This window comes from Paenibacillus sp. Y951, assembly GCF_056786395.1.
The window spans coordinates 84,393-105,280 of record NZ_JBXCIY010000013.1; the positions used below are offsets into that span (position 1 = coordinate 84,393).

Consider the following 20,888-nt stretch of genomic DNA (forward strand, 5'->3'; position numbering starts at 1 on the left):
ACTACAACAGAAGTAAAACGTAATAATAGTTATGTAAACTGAGGTGCTGATGAAATAATTAGTAAAAACAATAAACCTGAAATTGTCAATGACAGTGCCAAGGATTGATGAGTCGTAACAGGGCAAGAGAAATTAGAAATCACAATTGGCTGATGGTACATGGGTTGAAATTCAAGTTTAATATTATTGTAGTACAAGAAGAGCCAAGTAATAGGCTTTTTTTGATTTATCCAATTATAATGCTTTCAACGTGGTGGAGGATAGGTTACACTAAATATAACTGGTATAATAAGGTTATTTTAATATATATAACCACAAAATAGCACCTGAAAAAGGAGTGAATACGATAGATTATAGAAGAATAAGCTTGAATATAATTTATGGCAGCCTAGTATTATGGATTTTAGGCTATATTCTAAGTCAGCTTGTATTTATACTTTCATTACCATTTCTACTGGGCTATCTTATGATTTATCCATATGGTGCTATATTATTGGCTATAGCTTTGATAATTTCGGGTGAGAAGTGGTTATCCGAAGAGAGAATTATGGCATTTGTATTACTTATTCCAATTATGATGATAGTAGTTATACCGAATGCTCAAAATCAAATAAGCATTCATCTGATGGAACCAGACATTCAAAAGATTGAATCTCATATTAACTATAGATATCTTAGTTTTTATCCAAGCTCTTTAAACAACCGATCGCAGTTAATAGAATATGATAAGGCAGAAGACTTGCTAACGATGAATATGATTATAGCACCAATGAAATTTACTAATTATGTGAAGGAATGGGATGCGAGAAAAGTGGAAGATTATCCTAGCAGCTTTATAAATCTTCTAAAATTTCACTATATTAGAGTAGCAGAAGCTATGGAAGAAGTTACTTTAGTAGCTGATAATCTGATTGTAAATGGCTATTGGGGAGATAAAGTAATTGTAAAGAGTTATTTTAAAAAAGAAAATAATGAATACATACTAGTAGAACCATATCCGGAGTTAACATTAGTAGCTAAAGATAATAATTGGTATTTAGAATATGAAGTTGATAACATTGAGACTAGAGTTTTTGTTATGAATCGAACAATCGAAGACTTCAGGAAAAGTTTAGAAGTTCGAATTGATTAATGATCATGCTCTTAGTAAGGCAGCCCATGTTTTTATTGGGTGCTATTTCTTTTTAAGTGATATTTTCAGTAGTTATAGAACAACTAATTTGACTAATAACCACATAAAGTATATCATAGATACATAATGTCTATGATATACTAATTTCAATTGTAATGTGAAGGGTGTGGAGGTATGAAAGTATTCGATTGTATCATTGTTGGAGCAGGTCCAGCTGGATTAAGTGCTGGCCTTATCTTAGGAAGAGCGCGAAGAGAGATTGCTTTATTTGATGACGGAACGAATAGGAATAGAGTCACGCAGGAGTCTCACGGGTTTCTAACTCGAGATGGGATAAAACCACAAGAGTTTAAGGAGTTAGGGTTAACGGAACTGGAGAAATATCCATCGATATCACAATTTAATACAACAATTACTGAGATCATCAAAGATAATGATCAAGAAAGATTTATTGTCAAAACATCGGATGGTCTAGAGTTACTTACAGGAAAAATAATATTAGCCACAGGGATTCAAGAGGGATTTTCTGTTCCAAGTATAAGGGATTATTATGGGAAAAGCCTTTTTAGTTGCCCATACTGTGATGGCTGGGAACTACGCGATAAACCTTTAATTGTAATAGCAGAAAAAGAAGAGCATGTGATGCATATGGCTAAATTAGTTTATAATTGGTCGCAGGATCTTGTTGTTTTAACAAATGGAGTTAAACTGTCACAAGAAGCTTTTCAAGAGTTACAATCACGAAATATCACAATAAAATCAGATCCGATCAAGAGCTTAATCGGTAATGACGGAATTCTCGAAAAAATTGAATTTGTGTCAGGTGAAACGTTCGAATGTACAGCTGGTTTTGTTGTTCCAACCTTTTATCGTCCTAATCAATTTGCTGAGAAGCTTAGTTGTGAAGTTCAAGATAATGGAACAATTGTAACCGATGGTGCTGGCAGAACAACCATTAAACATATATTCATTGCAGGAGAAAGCGAAAAGTCCGGACCTTCTTCATTACTTATTTCTGCTGCTGATGGTAGTAAAGCTGCGTTCTCTGTAAATGCTGATCTAACTATGGAACGTTTTTAGCATACTCCGTTGCTATGAGGAACACATATATTTTCATAAGAGTACGGCAGGGTTCATTATTCAATGATAAACTAAAAGTATTGATATTTTCATTTGCAAAGGGGTGGTTATCATTCAAGTTCGTCTTACTTCCTTTAGCGATAAGTGGGCTCAACTGTTTCAAGATGAGGTTAATAATCTTAAAGTTATTTTCGGAGATCAAATTACTCAATTTGAACATTTCGGCAGTACGTCTGTTTCTGGTATGTTGGCTAAACCTGTCATTGATATGATGTGTATTGTTAATGAGATTTCGACAGTTGATGCATTGAATGAGAAAATGAATGATCTAGGATACGATGTAGCTGGGGAATGGGGTATTCCAGGAAGAAGATTATTTCGAAAAGGCGGAGATAATCGAACCCATCATATTCACTTTTATGAAAGTGACAATTCTCATATCGAAAGACATTTAGTATTTCGAGACTATCTCCGTGTCCATCCAGAAGAAGTTGCTAGATACAGTCACTTTAAAGAAGAGTTAGCAAGACAATATGAGAATACGAGTGAGTATAGTCCAGCGAAAAAAGCATTTGTGACCGAAATGGAGCAACTAGCATTTACATGGTACGCAGAAAAACCGACAAAATAATGTTAATGCTAGGTTAATCAATTGTTTTAGTATAAAAGCGTTAAGCCAGACACACTCATGAATATTGTGAGTATATCTGGCTTTTTTCTCTATTCTAGAAAATCGATAATGAAACAATAGAGTTGGTAATGTTTGGATAGAGAAAGGCGACATTATATGCTACAATAAGTGCGCAAAACTCATATTTTGCGCACTTTTGATTTAGAGCGACTTTAATAGAGAGAGTCGAGTAAGTATGCGGTATAATGATCGCTTAAAACTCTTAAATATTGATAGAAACAACTAGTAACTTACAACATGAGGGGAGACATAGATCGAGATGGAACATGGTGAATATATGATGGCTTTCAAGTTGTGGATGAAGCAAGCAGGATATACAGAAACAACGAAAAGAGAATATGAGCGCGAAGCTTTTTCTTTTCTAGAATATATTGAGGAGCTTCCCTTGCAACAAATTAAGAAGCTGACAGTTGTAAGTTATCTCGTACAACATAAAGAGCATGTGTCGGAATCAACTCGTAATCGAACTCTTGCAGCATTAAGAAGTTTTTTCAAAGCGATGAATGATTTTGAGATGATGCAGGGGAATCCAGCAATAGATGTAAAAAAATCTAAAACAGAAAAAAATGTTTTGCCAGTATATTTGGAGCAAGATCAATTAGAGAACACGATGAATTATATTGACGGGAAATATAGAGCGCGTAATCTAGCTATATTTTTGTTAATGGCTTATTCAGGTTTGCGTGTAGGGGAAGTCCATCGTCTTAATCTCGAACATTATCATCTTGAGAAAAGTTCAATTACTGTTCTCGGAAAAGGTCGCAAATGGAATGAGATTCCGCTATCAGCTGAAGTGAATGCATATATGCAACAGATGGTGGAGCAACGACTCACTCCTTATCGACAAAAAGAAGACGCCTTTTTCGTATCACAAAAAGGGCGCCGATTATCGATTAGACAAATTCAAAAAATAATGTCAACGATGTTTCAGGCGATGAAAGAAGATCATAATGAGTTGCGACATCTAAAATTATCATGTCATAAGCTCCGCCATTCGTTCGCTACATTAATGTTACGAAACCAAGTTGATATTCGAATCGTAAAAGAATTGATGGGGCATACATCTATCGAAACTACGATGATCTATACACATATTCAAGATGATGATAAGAAACAAGCGATTTCATCTGTTCAAATTCCTACTATACCTAATCTAGAAATCGTTGACGTATCTCAGGGGTAGGCAGCAAGCAGGCTTGCTGCTTACCGAACCACCGGAAGCGATTCTTGGCAAAAAAATGATAAAAAGGATTGCGAATAAAGGGTGGAATGAACTTCAGTAGATGGATTAGCTTCCACGGACCGTCCAAATACTTTGCTACACGAATGGCACCTGTAGAGTATAAGTACGCTTTATTATTGTCAATACAAATAAAGCTGTCAAGATTAGTAGGTAAGTGAAATTGCTGAATGAGACGTTGACCAAGTTCGCCTTCAATTGCAGCATAGGACACTTTTGCCGTTCGATCTCTAGCAATGATCCATTGTGTAGCGCCATTGCAGAAAGAGCACTGACCATCATATAGGACAATCAATGATGGAATAGGAGGTTGGACTTCTGTTTTAATTGTCTTTGTGTCGTCATTAGTCATATGTGGCAACTCCTCTCAAAGATTTCATCTGATATAATGGAATTATGATGTATTTACCTGTTCGATAAAGAGAAAAGCACATTGAATAGTTAGAACGTATAGTAATCGTTCAGTATTATGTAGTGTATGTGAAGTGTATCACAAAGTTACAGATTAGCAAAGGAGATTAACGATTTGATTATTGGATTAATTATTGCGCTTCTAATATATAGTTTATTAGTATTTTATATTGGATGGAGTGGATATCGAGGTTTTGGTTTGAAAGGCAATCGTTGGTTTATTGCTTGCTATAGTATCGTACTTATTGTACTGTCAGTTTCATTTATTATTGGGAGATTGGGCAATGGTTCAGCTGTCTTTAGTATTATCGGTAATTATTGGTTAGCTACTTTTGGATTATTGTTACTTACATTGCCTGTCGTTCATATTGTTATGCTCATTATGAGATTTACAAAGATTGACCGTAATAAAACAAGAGTGACAGCGACAACGCTTGTACTAATTATCGTATTAGGAACGTTAATGTATGGCAGTTATCTAGCGTATACTCCTAAAGTTACGGAATATAATATTACAGTACAAAAATCTGGTGTTGAAGACTTGAAGATTGTAATGCTTTCCGATACTCACTTTGGTTATTTATCTGGGATTAAGCATGCTAATCGATTAGTGGAAGAAGTGAATCAACTCGATGCAGATCTTATTCTTATTCCTGGAGATATCATTGACGATGATCTAGACATTGTTGAAGAGAAAGGAATTTTCGCGATATTGGCTGGATTGGAAAGCAAGTACGGTGTATTTGGATCACTGGGGAATCATGATAAATATCGTGGTCAAATGGACAAGCTAATTGATTCGATTGAGACAGCTGATATAGAGCTATTATACGACGAAGTTTTTCTGCTAAATGATGAAATATATATTGTGGGCAGAAAAGATAAAACGGAAAGTGATCGATTAGCGACAAAAGAGCTAGTTGCAGGATTAGATCAAAGTAAGCCAGTATTTTTATTAGATCATCAGCCGTATGAATTTGCGGAGGCTGCAGCAGCTGGTATCGATTTACTTGTTGCAGGACATACCCATAAAGGACAAATTGCACCAGGAAATCTCATTACGAATCGATTGTTCGAGAATGACTATGGTTACTTGCAAAAGGGTAAACTTCATACAATTGTTTCATCAGGATATGGATTTTGGGGACCACCGATTCGTCTCGGAAGCCAATCTGAAATTGTTGTTATTCATGTAGATTTTGAATAATTGAAAGCCGGTAGAAGAGGGGATAATACCAACCCTTATTCTACCGGCTTTTTTACTGTTATGCTGTTTTTTTATGCATTATATAAATGACTAATATTAAAATGAATCCAATGAATGCAAGGCCAGAAGCTAGCCAAGGTAAGCCACTAAGCCCCATATTCGTAATGACGATACCGCCAAGATACGCTCCAGAGGCATTCCCCATATTTAAGAAGGAATGATTAGAGGTGGCAACTAACATTGGTGCTTCACTAGCTAGCGTCATCGTACGTAATTGAATCCCCGGGAAAATACTAAATGCTGCTACACCCCATATGAATATTGTAATAATAGCAAAAATAGGATTTTGTAATGTAATGGAAAGCACTGCAAGTACGATACTAAGAATCGCATAATTAACGATGAGATAAGGTAGTGTTTTCCAATCAGAAAGTTTTCCGCCAATCAGATTACCAATGGTAACAGATACACCAAACAATACTAAAATCCATGTTACACTATGTTCCTGGAAGCCACTTATTTGCTGTAAAATCGGCGAAATATAGGTAAACATTGCGAACATGCTTGCACAACCAAACATTCCAGTTACTAACATTAATAGTACTTGCGGCTTTATGACAGCTTTAATTTCTTGCTTAATACTCACATGACTGTTTTCAGAAATCTTCGGAATATACTTCCATATACCTAAAAGGGCAATGAAGCCAAGTATAGTTATTACTCCGAATGAAGCTCTCCACCCATATTGCTGTCCAATAAATGTTCCGAATGGAACACCTACAATATTAGCAATCGTCAGGCCTGCTAGAACCAATGCCACAGCACTACCTCTTTTGTGAGCAGGAACAAGATGAGTAGCAATTACAGTACCAGCTCCCAAAAATGTACCGTGTGCTAATGCTGTTATTATTCGAGCGGTGATAAGTAATGGATAAGTAGGTGCGATCATCGACAAACCATTACCTAGAATGAAAATAAACATAAGTAAAACCAACAATCTTTTCTTAGCGATCGAATGGGTAAGGATCGTTAATAGTGGTGCTCCTAATGCGACGCCTAACGCATAACTTGTAATAATTTGACCAGCTTGAGGGATTGTGACACTCAAATCATTAGCAACATTCGGTAGTAACCCCATGACGAGAAATTCTGTCATCCCTATTGCAAATGCACCGATTGTTAACCACATTAATGAAATGGGCATTCTTTCTTTCTCTTTAATATGTGTAATTGACGCTGGTGCAGTGTTACTCATAACTAGATTACTCCTATCCAATCTGTTTTCTATCTATACGAAGCAGATCTTATCATAGAATGTTCTGAGATTTATTACAATGCAACATCTTGGTTTCCTTCCTATAAATGTGATATATCTTGCTTTTTAATGATGTGATTATTGTAAACATTATGTATAATAATAGATGTGCGACGATGAATTAGAAAATCATTTATAGAGAGAATGCGAATAATTATGGATGAAAAGTTATTGTATATTGGAAGGATAACAGCAAGGAAGAATTGGAGTTTCCCAAGCCATCATCATCCGAATTGGAGTGAAGTTGTTTTCGTAGTGAAAGGTGAAGGTGTTGTTACCATTAGCGGAGAACGCTACGCTGTTCAAGAGGGCGATCTACTCGTATATAACCAAGGTATTATTCATGAGGAATATTCATCCACAGCTAACCCACTTGAAACCTATTACTGTGGTATTTCGCATCCGAATCGTTCATTACTTATTCCAATCGAGAACAGACCAATTATTAAAACAAAAGGAAGTAAAGCTACAATTGAATCATTATTATCCTTGCTATATGAGGAATCACAGCAGCAAAGGGATGCCTTTCAAGAAGCTTCGGAATATTTGTTAATGGCGTTAATGATATGGGTTAAGAGATTATCTGAATTAGAGCAATCATCCAAAAACGTAGATAGAGATTCTGAATCTTTGGCACTTAGAATTAAAGAATATTTAGATTTGAATTATTTACGTCATATTACATTAAATGATATTGCTAGTGCCTTTCATATGAACTCTTATTATTTGTCACATGTTTTTCGTAGTAAATACAATGATTCTCCGATAAATTATATTTTGAATCGAAGAATGGGAGAGGCAAAGCAGTTGCTTGTTCAGTCCAAAATGAAGGTCTCAGAAATTGCTCAAGTGTTAGGTTATGAGAACAGTAATTACTTTACTATATTGTTTAAGCGAATTATGGGGGAATCACCTACGAAATTCAGAAAAAGAGAGTGGCAGGAACGGATTAATTTGTAGATTAGTGTATAATAAATTCGTGATATTAATTTTTATTAGAGTAATTGAATTTACATTATAATTCAGAGTAAGGTGGAGGATATATGGAAGCAACATTGACGTGTAAATCATGCGGATCAGTTATTTCTAGCTCGGTGGATATATGTCCGACCTGTCATATTAAATCACCTAAGAAGATGAGTGATAAGAAAAAGCTAACATTGATCAGTTTTTTAGTTATTGCAATTATCATTATTGTTATTATACCGATGGCAGCTTCACTACTATGGATGCAAGCGAAATAAACAAAGGTAGAACGGAGGATAATACCTCATGTTCTACCTTTGTTTATTTGTTAAGTGATTCGGTGAATAGACCATATTTGCCCTACATTGGATCCTGATCCTAAGTTGAGATTAATAGTTAATCCAGAGTTATCGTAGAATACTGCAAGTTGATCACCAGCTGAGAGATTGACTTCGGTATTAATAATAACACTACCTGAGGCGAGTAAAACTCGAAGCGTTAATAAGAGTAGAATACTTACATCTAATACTGGGAATGGACTTCGTGCGAGATCAGTTGCAGTTGGCGCAGTTCTTCGTAGTATAATAGCAGGCTCGCTTCCAGCACCTAATTGAATACCGATAGTAGCAGTAGTTTTATATGGTATCGTGACACTAATCTGATAACGTCCAGTAATTGGAACAGTATAAACTCCAGTTGTTGCGTTGAAATCAGCGGAAGTATAGTAGGGGTCTGCTGATAGCCAGTTCCCAATTTGTGCACCTGCATTAAGATTGGTAGCTGCTCGATTGACGGAGATTCCAGTACTCATAATGTTGGGTCCAGTCGCTCCAGTAGGCCCGGTTGGACCTTGGATACCAGTGGCCCCGGTAGGCCCAGTACTTCCTTGAATGCCAGTAATGCCTGTGGGTCCGGTAATACCAGTAACACCTGTAGCTCCAGTGATTCCTTGGATACCAGTAGCTCCAGTAATTCCTTGAACTCCAGTAACTCCGGTAGGCCCAGTAACTCCTTGAATACCAGTAGTACCCGTAGTTCCGGTAGCTCCTTGGATACCAGTGACCCCGGTAGGCCCAGTAGTTCCTTGAATACCCGTAACTCCGATAGGTCCAGTAATTCCTTGAATACCGGTAATACCCGTAGTTCCGGTAGCTCCTTGAATACCAGTAATGCCTGTAGGTCCAGTGAATCCTTGGATGCCCGTAACTCCGGAAGGTCCAGTAACTCCTTGAATGCCAGTAGCCCCGGTAGGCCCGGTAATTCCTTGAACGCCAGTGGCTCCGGTCGCCCCAGTAGTTCCTTGAATACCAGTAACTCCGGTAGCTCCAGTAATTCCTTGAATACCAGTGACACCTGTAGGTCCAGTGATACCTTGAATACCAGTGGCTCCCGAAGTTCCAGTTGCTCCTTGAATACCAGTAACTCCGGTAGGCCCAGTAGTTCCTTGAATACCGGTAATGCCCGTAGGACCTGTAATTCCTTGAATGCCAGTAGCCCCTGTAGTTCCAGTAATTCCTTGGATACCCGTGGGTCCGGTTGCTCCTTGAATACCGGTAATACCCGTAGCTCCGGTAACTCCTTGAATACCAGTAACGCCTGTAGCACCAGTGATTCCTTGGATGCCAGTAACTCCGGAAGGTCCAGTAACTCCTTGAATACCAGTAACGCCTGTAGCTCCAGTGATTCCTTGAATGCCCGTAACTCCCGTAGGCCCAGTAATTCCTTGAATACCAGTGACACCTGTAGTTCCGGTAGCTCCTTGGATACCAGTAGCCCCCGAAGGTCCAGTACTTCCTTGAATACCAGTGATACCGGTTGGTCCGATTTCTCCTTGAACTCCAGTCGCACCCGTCGAACCAGTTACTCCTTGGATACCAGTAATTCCAGTGGAGCCAGTATCTCCTTGAACTCCAGTAACGCCGGTGGCTCCGGTTTCTCCTTGAATGCCAGTAACCCCGGTAGTTCCAGTATTTCCTTGAACTCCAGTAACACCAGTAGTTCCAGTGATTCCTTGGATTCCGGTGTCACCTGTAGGTCCAGTAGATCCTTGGATGCCAGTAGCCCCGGTAGCTCCAGTTACTCCTTGAATACCAGTAACGCCTGTAGATCCAGTGATTCCTTGAATGCCCGTAACTCCCGTAGGCCCAGTCGTTCCTTGGATACCAGTGGCTCCCGTAGTTCCGATAGCTCCTTGAATACCAGTGACACCGGTGGACCCTGTAATTCCTTGAATACCGGTAATGCCCGTAGGTCCAGTAGTTCCTTGAATACCAGTAACTCCGGTAGCTCCAGTAATTCCTTGAATGCCAGTAGCACCCGTAGTTCCGGTAGCTCCTTGGATTCCAGTAGCCCCCGAAGGTCCAGTTGTTCCTTGAATGCCAGTAACGCCTGTAGATCCAGTGATTCCTTGGATACCCGTAACTCCCGAAGGTCCAGTTGCACCTTGAATACCAGTGCTACCTGTAGGCCCAGTAGATCCTTGAATACCCGTAATGCCCGTAGCTCCAGTTGTTCCTTGAATACCAGTAACTCCCGTGGGTCCGGTTGCTCCTTGAGTACCAGTAATGCCTGTAGCTCCAGTGATTCCTTGGCTACCAGTGCTACCTGTTGGCCCAGTGATTCCTTGAACACCAGTGGCACCGGTAGTTCCAGTTGTTCCTTGAATACCCGTATTGCCTGAAGGTCCAGTTACTCCTTGAATACCAGTGATACCTGTAGGTCCAGTAGTTCCTTGAATACCGGTAATGCCCGTAGGACCTGTAATTCCTTGAATACCAGTAACGCCCGTGGGTCCGGTTGCTCCTTGAGTACCAGTAACGCCTGTAGCTCCAGTGATTCCTTGGCTGCCAGTGACCCCAGTAGACCCGGTTTCTCCTTGGATTCCGGTAATTCCAGTGGAGCCAGGTTCTCCTTGAACTCCAGTTGACCCGGTCGAACCAGTTACTCCTTGGATTCCAGTAGCACCCGTAGGTCCAGTTGCACCTTGAATACCGGTAACCCCGGTAGGTCCAGTATCGCCTTGGACGCCAGTATCTCCAGTGATTCCTTGAATGCCAGTAATACCCGTGGGTCCAGTTGCTCCTTGAACTCCAGTAACGCCGGTAGGTCCTGTTGATCCTTGAATACCGGTAACCCCAGCAGGTCCAGTGACACCGGAAGGTCCGGTTACTCCTTGGGTACCAGTAGTACCGGCAGGTCCAGTAATTCCTTGAATGCCAGTGCCCCCGGTAGGTCCAGTAATTCCTTGGATACCCGTAGCACCGATAGCTCCGGTTTCTCCTTGAACTCCAGTATTACCCGTAGGTCCAGTGGGACCTTGAATACCGGTAACGCCGGTAGCCCCAATTTCTCCTTGAACTCCAGTTGCACCGGTCGAACCGGTTATTCCTTGAATACCAGTAGCTCCCGTAGATCCAGTCGGACCTTGGATACCATTAATTCCAGTATCTCCAGTAGGTCCAGTGATTCCTTGAATGCCAGTATTACCGGTCGGTCCGGTTTCTCCTTGGACTCCGGTGTCCCCGATAGGCCCAGTGATTCCTTGAATACCGGTAACGCCGGTAGATCCTGTTGGTCCTTGGATACCAGTAGTGCCAGTGGCTCCTTGGATACCAGTATCACCGGTGGGCCCGGTTACTCCTTGGATTCCGGTAATTCCCGTGGAGCCAGTATCTCCTTGAACTCCAGTAACTCCCGTAGGTCCAGTTACTCCTTGAATGCCAGTAACGCCCGTGGGTCCAGTATCTCCTTGAACACCAGTAACGCCGGTAGGTCCTGTTGCTCCTTGAATACCGGTAACCCCAGCAGGTCCAGTATCACCTTGGATTCCAGTGACACCAGTAAACCCAGTAGGTCCAGTGTTTCCTTGGATACCAGTAGAGCCAATAGCTCCTGTTTCTCCTTGAACTCCAGTTGCACCAGTCGAACCAGTTACTCCTTGAACACCAGTAACGCCGGTAGGTCCTGTTGCTCCTTGAATACCGGTAACGCCCGTAGGCCCAGTAATTCCTTGAATTCCATTAACTCCCGTAGGTCCAGTTACTCCTTGAATACCGGTAATTCCAGTGGGCCCAGTAATTCCTTGGATACCGGTAACGCCAGTAGCACCAGTGATTCCTTGGATTCCAGTGACACCGGAAGGTCCGGTTACTCCTTGAATGCCAGAATCCCCAGTAGAACCAGTTACTCCTTGAATTCCAGTAGCTCCCGTAGGTCCAGTAGATCCTTGGATACCAGTATCTCCGGAAGGCCCAGTTTCACCTTGAATGCCAGTAACGCCTGTAGATCCAATGATTCCTTGAATGCCCGTAACTCCCGTAGGCCCAGTCGTTCCTTGGATACCAGTAATACCTGTAGGTCCAGTGAATCCTTGAATACCAGTAGCCCCGGTAACTCCAGTAATTCCTTGGATACCCGTGGGTCCGGTAGCTCCTTGAATACCGGTAATACCCGTATCTCCGGTAACTCCTTGAATACCAGTAACGCCTGTAGCACCAGTGAATCCTTGAATACCAGTGACACCTGTAGGTCCAGTGATACCTGTAGATCCAGTAATTCCTTGAATACCCGTAATGCCCGTAGCTCCAGTTGTTCCTTGAACTCCAGTGGCCCCGGTAGTTCCAGTAACCCCTTGAATCCCAGTAGCTCCGGAAGATCCAGTAACTCCTTGGATACCAGTGACTCCTGTGGGTCCAGTAATTCCTTGGATACCAGTGACTCCCGTAGTTCCTTGGATGCCGGTAATGCCTGTAGCACCAGTGATACCTTGGATGCCAGTAGCCCCGGTCATTCCAGTTGTTCCTTGGATACCAGTAACGCCTGTAGCTCCAGTGATTCCTTGGATGCCCGTAACTCCGGAAGGTCCAGTAACTCCTTGAATGCCAGTAGCCCCGGTAGCTCCAGTTACTCCGTGAATACCAGTAACGCCTGTAGATCCAGTGATTCCTTGAATGCCCGTAACTCCCGTAGGCCCAGTCGTTCCTTGGATACCAGTAATGCCTGTAGGTCCAGTAATTCCTTGAATACCAGTGACACCTGTAGTTCCGGTTATTCCTTGAATACCAGTAACACCTGTAGTTCCAGTGATACCTTGGATGCCAGTGCTACCTGTAGCTCCAGTAATTCCTTGAATGCCAGTAGCCCCGGTAGCTCCAGTTACTCCTTGAATACCAGTAACGCCTGTAGCTCCAGTTGTTCCTTGAACTCCAGTGGCCCCGGTAGTTCCAGTAACTCCTTGAATGCCAGTAGCTCCGGTCGCCCCAGTTGTTCCTTGAATACCAGTAACGCCCGTAGTTCCGGTAGTTCCTTGGATGCCGGTAATGCCCGTAGCTCCAGTTGAGCCTTGAATTCCAGTAACTCCGGTAGCTCCAGTAATTCCTTGGATGCCAGTGGTTCCAGTAGCACCCGTAGCGCCGGAAGGTCCGGTTACTCCTTGAATACCGGTAACCCCGGTAGGTCCAGTATTTCCTTGAATGCCAGTAACTCCAGTAGGTCCCGTAATCCCTTGGATACCCGTAGCACCGATAGGCCCGGTTGGTCCTTGAATGCCAGTATTACCGGTGGGTCCGGTTGCTCCTTGGACACCAGTATCCCCGATAGGCCCAGTGATTCCTTGGATTCCCGTAGCGCCGGTTTCTCCTTGAATGCCAGTAACGCCCGTAGGTCCCGTAATCCCTTGGATGCCCGTAGTGCCGGTTACTCCTTGAACTCCAGTATCACCCGTAGGTCCAATTGGACCTTGGATACCAGTAATTCCGGTGGAGCCAGTATCTCCTTGAATTCCAGTATCCCCGATAGGCCCAGTTGCTCCTTGGATACCAGTAACGCCCGTGGGTCCAGTAAATCCTTGAATGCCAGTATTACCGGTGGTCCCAGTTACTCCTTGAATTCCGGTGTCACCTGTAGGTCCAGTAGTTCCTTGGATACCAGTAACGCCCGTGGGTCCAGTATCTCCTTGAACTCCAGTAACGCCGGTCGGTCCTGTTGCTCCTTGAATACCAGTATCTCCAGTAGTTCCAGTTGCTCCTTGGATACCAGTAACGCCAGTGGGTCCAGTATCTCCTTGAATGCCAGTATTACCGGTGGGCCCGGTTTCTCCTTGAATCCCGGTCGCCCCAATTTGTCCTTGAACTCCAGTAATGCCAGTGTGTCCAGTGCTTCCTTGGATTCCAGTAGCTCCCGTAGCTCCAGTCGGACCTTGGATACCAGTAATTCCTGTGGAGCCAGTATCTCCTTGAACTCCAGTAACGCCAGTAGTCCCAGTTGCTCCTTGAATACCGGTAGGCCCGATAGCTCCTGTTACTCCTTGAACTCCAGTTGCACCGGTCGAACCAGTTAATCCTTGGATACCAGTAATGCCGTTTGGTCCGGTTGCTCCTTGGACACCGGTAGGCCCGGTCGACCCAGTATCACCTTGAATACCGGTAGCTCCAGTGGCCCCCGTAGTTCCGGTATTCCCAGTAGCTCCTGACGGATCACCGGATGGACCGGTCGGTCCCGTGGGACCAGTTGGTCCGTACATTGTCGGAATGGATAATGCTGTTTCCAATTTTGCTTGATATACTTTAGTGGCTTCTGTAACACTTTTTATCGTTTGTCTAACACTTTCATTAATTTGTAGAAGTTCCTTAATTGTAGAATGTGTTGGAGTTTGACCTGGAATTGTACCGAGTGCATACTGAATTTTTTCGGCTTCTGAATTTAATATATGGCTTAATCCTATTTCTTCAAGCGCGATAGATGCAATTAATCTATTAATTGCATCTTCTCTTGAAATGGAAAAGGGAGTGGGTATTGAGGAATCGTCATCGGTCACTGCTATTCACCACCTGCTAATCTGCATCATTAGAGGTATTCTATTACTTTATTGATTGCATTGTGATGAAATAGCATAAATTATCAAGATATTATTCTAGGTTGAACGGTACGAAGTCACTTTTCATTCGTGTTGCCGAATGCTCCCCAAATAAATAGTAATACAACAGCTATTACTACAGTGAGCAAAGGTAAAACGAAAATAATAAAATCTTGATACGTCATTACGTTCATTCTCCTTTAACATAGGAAGTATTGAAAAGAAATAGTCGCATTAATAAATAAAGTGAAGGTATTAGTAATGCGAGTCCGAGAATAAAGACCCCGACTAATGCTATGGCCATACTTTCATTCGTAAAGTTCTCATAGATTGAAACGTACGGATAGAGTACATATGGCAAATGAGCTGCTCCGTATCCATAGAACGCAAAACCATATTGCAACATTACAAAAATGAATGACCAGCCAAGTTTCTTGTTTTTCAATACAAGAGAAACAGCAATAACAAAGCAAATCAACGATAGAACAAAGACCCATGCGATATTTAACATATTGTCGAAATGTTCACGATTATGATTGTAGATAGCAAAGAATACAAACAAGCTACTTAATATCGTTGGAATGCTCCAAACTAAAGCATAATTACGTACTACTCGATAAGCGGCTAGATCGTGGGCTTTATCAGCATAATAAGTGAGAAACATCGCCGAAATATATAACACACTAATTACTGCCAAAATAACAACGCTCCATGAATAAGAGCTTGTGAACAGTTTTTTCACTAGGAAGATAACTTGTCCAGTTTCGTTAACCTCCATATAGCCACCTTCTGAAATAGTCAGTACGGTAGATAATGCAGCTGGAATCAAGAGCCCACTTGCACCGTAAAGCAAGGTATACCAAGATTTTTTTGTCGTTCCATAATGATTGAATGCGTAATATGCGCCGCGAATGGCGATTAGCACGATCGCAATACTTCCAGGGATAAGTAAAGCAGTTCCTAGATAAAAGGCGGTATCCGGGAAAAAGCCTACGATCCCAACAAAGAAAAACACAAAGAAAACATTGGTCACTTCCCAGACAGGGGAGAGATATCGATCTATAATGTTATGGATCAAATGTCTTGTACCAGAAATGGTACTGTAATAGACGAAAAATCCCGCTCCAAAATCAATGGACGCTATTATTAGATATCCGAATAGAAACGTCCAAAGAACAGTGATCCCAAGTACCTCATAGCTCATATTATCACCCTCTACTTTTCATATAAGGCAAGTTCATCTTCAGCCTTATTGTTACGGAACATTTTGATAAGTACTTTAGTCGAAGTAATACCAAGGACAAGATACAGTAGAAAGAACAACAACAGCATAAGATCAACATGATCAGATTTTGTTGCACCTTGAGCAGTTCTCATCAATCCACGAAGAATCCATGGTTGTCGGCCGACCTCTGAAAAAATCCAACCATGCTCTATCGTCAACATAGCAAGTGGTGCGGCTATAACGACAGACCATAGCAACCACTTGCGATATATATTCCCTTTCTTGCGAACTAATTGAACGATGAACAAAGTGGTTATTGCAGTAAGCAGTGCAACATAACTCATTTTCATATCAAAGATATAATGGATCCATAACGGAGCCCAATCTTCTTGGGGAAATTGATCCAATCCGATTACTTCAGCATTAGGATTATTAAACCCAAGGATGCTTAAGCCGTAAGGAATAATCAGCGCATTTTTAATGTTGAGGTTTTCATCAAGCGTCCCGCCGAACACTAATGGTGCTTGTGATGTTGTTTCAAAATGCCATTCAGTAGCAGCTAACTTTTCTGGTTGATAAACAGCGAGATATTTGCCGGAAATGTCGCCAATTAGCGCAGTTGAAAGCATAAATACAAATGCACAAATCATCGTTAGTTTTAATGCTTTACGATGATAGCGATGTCTTTGACCTTTCAAATAAGCGAAGGCAGCAATGGCAGCAAGTATTAATGCTGATGTTAAATAGGCAGATGATAACACATGTGCCACTTTCGATGGCATCGCTGGACTAAGCATTGCTTTATAAGGATTGATCCCTACAATTTGCCCATCTAAATATGTAAATCCTACAGGGTAATTCATAAATGCATTTACAATGGTAATGAAGATAGCTGATGCTGATGACCCGATAACTACGGGAATAAGCAGCCATAGATGTGTTCTTTTATTTTTGAAACGGTCCCAGGTGTACATATAGATCCCTAGAAAAATCGCTTCGAAGAAGAAGGCGAACGTTTCCATGAAGAGCGGAAGAGCAATGGATTGCCCCGCTACTTGCATAAAGCTTGGCCATAATAAGCTTAACTGTAGACCAATAGCAGTTCCTGTCACTACGCCTACGGCAACGGTTATGATATATCCGCGTGCCCAGCGTCGTGCCATAAGTATGTATTCAAAATCATTTTTACGGATGCCGATCCATTCAGCAAGTGCTATAAATAAAGGAACCCCGACCCCAATTGTTGCAAAGATAATATGAAACGCTAAAGTTAATGACGTTAACATTCTACTAAATACTACTGGATCATAGCTCATATTGTTATTCTCTCCTAAAACTTTTTGTTAGCTTTCTTATGCTGCTTTTTGTAAACAAAAAGTCACTTCGAAAGCGTAAGCTATAGCCATTTACGCAACAAGGCAAGTGACATAATGCCAGCAACGATGAAACATACCGTAATCAATTTCTTTTCTTGAAATTGAATTTTTTTATCGCGATTCTCTTTGGACCATAGCGTATTTTTCATGTCGGCTCCTTTAAATATTGGAAGTAGTTACTTGTTCAGCTGTATATATCTTTCCATTTGATAGAAAATATATGTATAGGTTTAATAAATTCAATGAAAAAGAAGGAAAGGGATATTCGTCATGATTGCATTAATCTCTTCATATAGTAAGTATGAGGCATGACTTGTAAAATAATATCCCACTAAATAAAGCTATACATATATATAAGTAATGGGGGTGTATGTATTGCAGTGGTATGAACATATGAATAATGATGATTTATTGAAACAAGATAATGTAATAGATGAAGTTATTCAGTTAGAGTTCGACATGGAGGATATAGATCAACCGTTGATTGAAGATGTCCATCAACGCTCACAAATTCCTTCAGATGAGCCTCCAGTAGAAATCAATCATGGTGAGCGAGTAAGAGCCTTATATATACAATGGTTAGAGCTACTATTATATGATCAAACGGCGTTATCACACTTACTTCAAGCGGAAGCGGAACATATTCAAGTATTTCTTTCTGAGGATCGTCAATTTTCTTTTCATCCAACAAGACAAGAGATTATAGTGTTTCAAGAAACGGTGGGAAGGGTTATTGATTCACTCAATGAGAAGCAAAGAATTCATATTAAGCTTCTTGACTCATCAATAAAGCTATTTGAGCAAGGTGAACGAGCTGAATAAGGAAGAAATTAAATATATTGAGCAAGCGGAAGGGATTATCTGGAGGCTAGCAACCGTAGTGAAAGCTAATATTGAGACTCTCGAGAAAATCGACAAACAAATTGAACATCGACTTCCACATTTACGAGTTAATATAGAAGACGCAATACTTTTACAAATGAGAACGTATCAAAAAATTAACGAACTATTCCCGCGACTCGAAGAAATAGAGGATGTCTATGTACGAAATCGCTCCAATACAAGGAGTGTATCAGACAAATCTATCAAACTATACGCTCCTCGAATTTGGAATATAATCAATATTGTTAGTAAGTTGAAACCAGCTCCGCAAAAAGATTCAAGGCACAAAAATCTTGAGGCGGATCTAGCTATTTCGATTGAAGCTAAGTATACAGCGACTAATGAAGAAAAGAATAAACAGTCCTTTCTAGACGAGAGTAATCATAAATTGACATTACGAGGAAATAAGAATTATACCGACTACTTAAAAACAGTCGGTATATCAGGTCAAATTGGTCAAATCGCGATATTGGAACCGATTGTAACATCATCCAACCTAGTCTTGAAAAAAGACTAGGCTTTCTTTGTATTGTGGAGTAATTAACAGCATGAATTAATTCGTCTAGTCTGTCGACGTACGCTCACTGCATTGCGTCGGTTATTGCAAAGACAGTTATGATTGCGTCTATTTACTCTATTACATTTACATCTCGAATGGTTTTTACTCATTGTAATCCCTCTCAATCTGTTCGTAATGATATACAATATGCGAGATAGAGAGAGAAGGACACAATATGGCGACATACACCTAAGCTTACTAGAATCTAATCTGAAATCTAACAAACAGCAAAAACACTCAAACTTCATTATAAAGTTTGAGCGTCTCTATTGTTTTACTCAGTACAATCAGAATCAGAATCTTCTTCGCATGAAGGTGTTTCGCAAAAGCTTTCTATTGTAGTGGATAATTGCATAAGTAATATTAACTCTGTTTGCATAACACTACTCATAGTTTTACGTACAGAATCGTTAATTTTCAAAATATCGTCCAAACAGGCAGGATCATATGCAGCATGAAGCGTCCCCAAAGCGAATTGTACTTTCTCAGCCTCGGCGTTGACAAGGTGACTTAGTCCAAGACCTTTCATCGCTATTGAAGCCATTAATAGGTTGTAAACGTCTTCCGTGGAGAGGGTTATTTGGGGATCAATATTTGGGATGTTAGGTAATGACATTTAATGCACTCCTTCACTTATGGAATGTAGATTATTCATCATAATCGTCGTCGAAATCATCTTTATCGAGCAAAGCTATTGTACGATCGAGTTTTTTCAAGTTAAGCCATTGTCCCATGGTCAAATCTTCAATAAATGTTGACACTGCTCTGTTCATTTGGATAAAATCATTCGTGTTGAGACTGGTTGCTTCATTAGCGAAAGCTACGAACGCTTGTAATTTCTCCGCTTGAGCATTAATAAGATGGGAGAATGCTAGCTCATTCATAGCAACCGAGCTAAGTAAAAGGTGTAGGCTTTGCTCCTTCGTTACCGTAATATCCGGTGTGATGTTGGGGATATTGGCTTGAGACAATGAAGATCACTCCTTAAAAGTTCTCACTTCATTTAATATATGGTACGATAAGCATGTCTTATGTCATAAGTATTATTAACTATTTACATGTGATCGCTTGGAGTGTTGGTATCATAAATTACAACGTTATTTAAAGGATGATGAACCACATGAAGGCCTATCGATATATAGCAGTAGGTGGCTTTATTGGTGCGATAATGAGATATAGCATTAGCGAGCAGTGGATAGCGATGCAACCACTGGCTACACTATGGATCAATATTATTGGGAGTTTTTTATTAGCGTTATTGTATAGTGTAGTAACAATTAAGATGCGCTGGCATCAAGAAATCCGCTGGACATTCGGAACGGGCTTGCTAGGAGCATTTACTACGTTTTCTACATTTTCAGTTGATATGCTACGCTATTTGGAGCAAGAACAATATGGGGCTGCTTTACTATATATGTTGGGAAATGTTGTCGGCGGAGGTTTTGCCGCTATGTTAGCCATAATAGTAGTAGAAAAGTTTAGGAGAAGGAAGGTAGCTACATGATTCTAGCGATTGGTGTGATGGGGGCGTTAGGTGCTTGCGCTAGATATTATATTAGTTATTATTACGGCACTAAAAATACGGATGATTTTCCTAGAGCTACCTTTCTTGTTAATATATTAGGATCATTAGTGCTTGGATGTCTTTTCTCAGCATATGAACGAACGATGTTAGCACAATGGATATGGTTATTGCTCGGTGTTGGTTTTCTTGGAGCATTCACAACATTCTCAACATTTAGTTATGAATGGGTCATGTATATGAAACAAAAGCAGTACATCAAGGCGTTTAGTTATATGATCGCTTCAGTTACAGTAGGCTTAGCAGCTGCATATGTTGGCTATTGGTTATTCAAGTAATAAAAATAACTATTGACAACGCTACCAATATGGGCAATAATGAACGCGTGTACATTAATACAGAATACTAAATAATCTAAACAGGGAGAGA

Annotated in this window: 20 protein-coding genes; 11 read left to right on the top strand and 9 right to left on the bottom strand. The window is 40.7% G+C overall.

Annotated features, from left to right (window positions below; translation table 11 throughout):
- Positions 1–367: 367 nt before the first annotated feature.
- The 4 genes from AC1TPB_RS17840 (at position 368) to AC1TPB_RS17855 (ending at position 4,086) form a co-directional block, all read left to right on the top strand.
- The gene (locus AC1TPB_RS17840) at positions 368–1,132 is read left to right on the top strand and encodes a hypothetical protein (RefSeq protein WP_482077749.1); all 765 of its coding nucleotides are present in this window, start codon (positions 368–370) and stop codon (positions 1,130–1,132) included.
- A 174-nt stretch (positions 1,133–1,306) separates the two neighbouring features.
- Positions 1,307–2,212 carry an NAD(P)/FAD-dependent oxidoreductase gene (locus AC1TPB_RS17845; protein ID WP_482077750.1) on the top strand — a complete coding sequence of 302 codons (906 nt, stop codon included), beginning with the start codon at positions 1,307–1,309 and terminating at the stop codon, positions 2,210–2,212.
- 112 nt (positions 2,213–2,324) lie between these two features.
- On the top strand, positions 2,325–2,843 hold the full coding sequence (locus tag AC1TPB_RS17850) for a GrpB family protein (protein ID WP_482077773.1): 519 nt from the start codon (positions 2,325–2,327) through the stop codon (positions 2,841–2,843).
- 319 nt (positions 2,844–3,162) lie between these two features.
- Positions 3,163–4,086, top strand: a complete 924-nt coding sequence (locus AC1TPB_RS17855; RefSeq protein WP_482077751.1) for a tyrosine-type recombinase/integrase — start codon at positions 3,163–3,165, stop codon at positions 4,084–4,086.
- Here AC1TPB_RS17855 and AC1TPB_RS17860 read toward each other — a convergent pair.
- A complete protein-coding gene (locus AC1TPB_RS17860; RefSeq protein WP_482077752.1) occupies positions 4,052–4,495 on the bottom strand; it encodes a thiol-disulfide oxidoreductase DCC family protein in 444 nt (147 codons plus the stop codon). The two genes, AC1TPB_RS17855 and AC1TPB_RS17860, sit on opposite strands and share 35 nt — an antisense overlap.
- Positions 4,496–4,669: 174 nt before the next feature.
- On the opposite strand from AC1TPB_RS17860, the gene AC1TPB_RS17865 reads away from it, so the two are divergent.
- The gene (locus tag AC1TPB_RS17865; RefSeq protein ID WP_482077753.1) at positions 4,670–5,761 is read left to right on the top strand and encodes a metallophosphoesterase; all 1,092 of its coding nucleotides are present in this window, start codon (positions 4,670–4,672) and stop codon (positions 5,759–5,761) included.
- Between the two features lie 58 nt (positions 5,762–5,819).
- Here AC1TPB_RS17865 and AC1TPB_RS17870 read toward each other — a convergent pair whose 3' ends face one another.
- Positions 5,820–7,016: an MFS transporter gene (locus tag AC1TPB_RS17870; protein ID WP_482077754.1), complete on the bottom strand. Its 1,197-nt coding sequence runs from the start codon at positions 7,014–7,016 to the stop codon at positions 5,820–5,822.
- A 216-nt stretch (positions 7,017–7,232) separates the two neighbouring features.
- On the opposite strand from AC1TPB_RS17870, the gene AC1TPB_RS17875 reads away from it, so the two are divergent.
- Positions 7,233–8,036, top strand: coding sequence for an AraC family transcriptional regulator (locus AC1TPB_RS17875; RefSeq protein ID WP_482077755.1), 804 nt, complete (start codon positions 7,233–7,235; stop codon positions 8,034–8,036).
- Between the two features lie 83 nt (positions 8,037–8,119).
- Complete coding sequence (locus AC1TPB_RS17880) at positions 8,120–8,320, top strand: hypothetical protein (RefSeq protein ID WP_482077756.1); 201 nt, start codon at positions 8,120–8,122, stop codon at positions 8,318–8,320.
- A gap of 50 nt (positions 8,321–8,370) precedes the next feature.
- Here the strand turns inward: AC1TPB_RS17880 and AC1TPB_RS17885 are convergent, their stop codons facing one another.
- The 5 genes from AC1TPB_RS17885 to AC1TPB_RS17905 all read right to left on the bottom strand — a co-directional run bounded on the left by AC1TPB_RS17885 (position 8,371) and on the right by AC1TPB_RS17905 (position 17,645).
- Positions 8,371–14,856: an alpha-helical endospore appendage domain-containing protein gene (locus tag AC1TPB_RS17885; protein ID WP_482077757.1), complete on the bottom strand. Its 6,486-nt coding sequence runs from the start codon at positions 14,854–14,856 to the stop codon at positions 8,371–8,373.
- Positions 14,857–14,972: 116 nt separating this feature from the next.
- Positions 14,973–15,080: a cytochrome bd oxidase small subunit CydS family protein gene (gene cydS / locus AC1TPB_RS17890; protein ID WP_482077758.1), complete on the bottom strand. Its 108-nt coding sequence runs from the start codon at positions 15,078–15,080 to the stop codon at positions 14,973–14,975.
- Positions 15,081–15,085: 5 nt separating this feature from the next.
- Positions 15,086–16,099, bottom strand: a complete 1,014-nt coding sequence (locus AC1TPB_RS17895; RefSeq protein WP_482077759.1) for a cytochrome d ubiquinol oxidase subunit II — start codon at positions 16,097–16,099, stop codon at positions 15,086–15,088.
- An 11-nt stretch (positions 16,100–16,110) separates the two neighbouring features.
- Entirely contained in the window at positions 16,111–17,436 is a 1,326-nt protein-coding gene (locus tag AC1TPB_RS17900) for a cytochrome ubiquinol oxidase subunit I (protein ID WP_482077760.1), read from the bottom strand.
- 80 nt (positions 17,437–17,516) lie between these two features.
- Positions 17,517–17,645: a hypothetical protein gene (locus AC1TPB_RS17905; RefSeq protein WP_482064188.1), complete on the bottom strand. Its 129-nt coding sequence runs from the start codon at positions 17,643–17,645 to the stop codon at positions 17,517–17,519.
- 226 nt (positions 17,646–17,871) lie between these two features.
- Here AC1TPB_RS17905 and AC1TPB_RS17910 point away from each other — a divergent pair, with 226 nt between their 5' ends.
- Together AC1TPB_RS17910 and AC1TPB_RS17915 are read left to right on the top strand one after the other, a co-directional pair.
- Positions 17,872–18,318 carry an alpha-helical endospore appendage domain-containing protein gene (locus tag AC1TPB_RS17910; protein ID WP_482077761.1) on the top strand — a complete coding sequence of 149 codons (447 nt, stop codon included), beginning with the start codon at positions 17,872–17,874 and terminating at the stop codon, positions 18,316–18,318.
- Positions 18,293–18,895: a hypothetical protein gene (locus AC1TPB_RS17915; protein WP_482077762.1), complete on the top strand. Its 603-nt coding sequence runs from the start codon at positions 18,293–18,295 to the stop codon at positions 18,893–18,895. Before AC1TPB_RS17910 ends, AC1TPB_RS17915 begins: the two co-directional genes overlap by 26 nt.
- A gap of 316 nt (positions 18,896–19,211) precedes the next feature.
- Here the strand turns inward: AC1TPB_RS17915 and AC1TPB_RS17920 are convergent, their stop codons facing one another.
- Together AC1TPB_RS17920 and AC1TPB_RS17925 are read right to left on the bottom strand one after the other, a co-directional pair.
- The gene (locus tag AC1TPB_RS17920) at positions 19,212–19,553 is read right to left on the bottom strand and encodes an alpha-helical endospore appendage domain-containing protein (protein ID WP_482064191.1); all 342 of its coding nucleotides are present in this window, start codon (positions 19,551–19,553) and stop codon (positions 19,212–19,214) included.
- Positions 19,554–19,584: 31 nt separating this feature from the next.
- Positions 19,585–19,908 carry an alpha-helical endospore appendage domain-containing protein gene (locus AC1TPB_RS17925; RefSeq protein WP_482064192.1) on the bottom strand — a complete coding sequence of 108 codons (324 nt, stop codon included), beginning with the start codon at positions 19,906–19,908 and terminating at the stop codon, positions 19,585–19,587.
- A gap of 149 nt (positions 19,909–20,057) precedes the next feature.
- Here AC1TPB_RS17925 and crcB (AC1TPB_RS17930) point away from each other — a divergent pair, with 149 nt between their 5' ends.
- Complete coding sequence (gene crcB / locus AC1TPB_RS17930) at positions 20,058–20,441, top strand: fluoride efflux transporter CrcB (protein ID WP_482077763.1); 384 nt, start codon at positions 20,058–20,060, stop codon at positions 20,439–20,441.
- Positions 20,438–20,797 (top strand): fluoride efflux transporter CrcB, encoded by a 360-nt coding sequence (crcB, locus tag AC1TPB_RS17935; RefSeq protein ID WP_482077764.1) that lies wholly within the window; start codon positions 20,438–20,440, stop codon positions 20,795–20,797. Before crcB (AC1TPB_RS17930) ends, crcB (AC1TPB_RS17935) begins: the two co-directional genes overlap by 4 nt.
- Positions 20,798–20,888 lie beyond the last annotated feature (91 nt).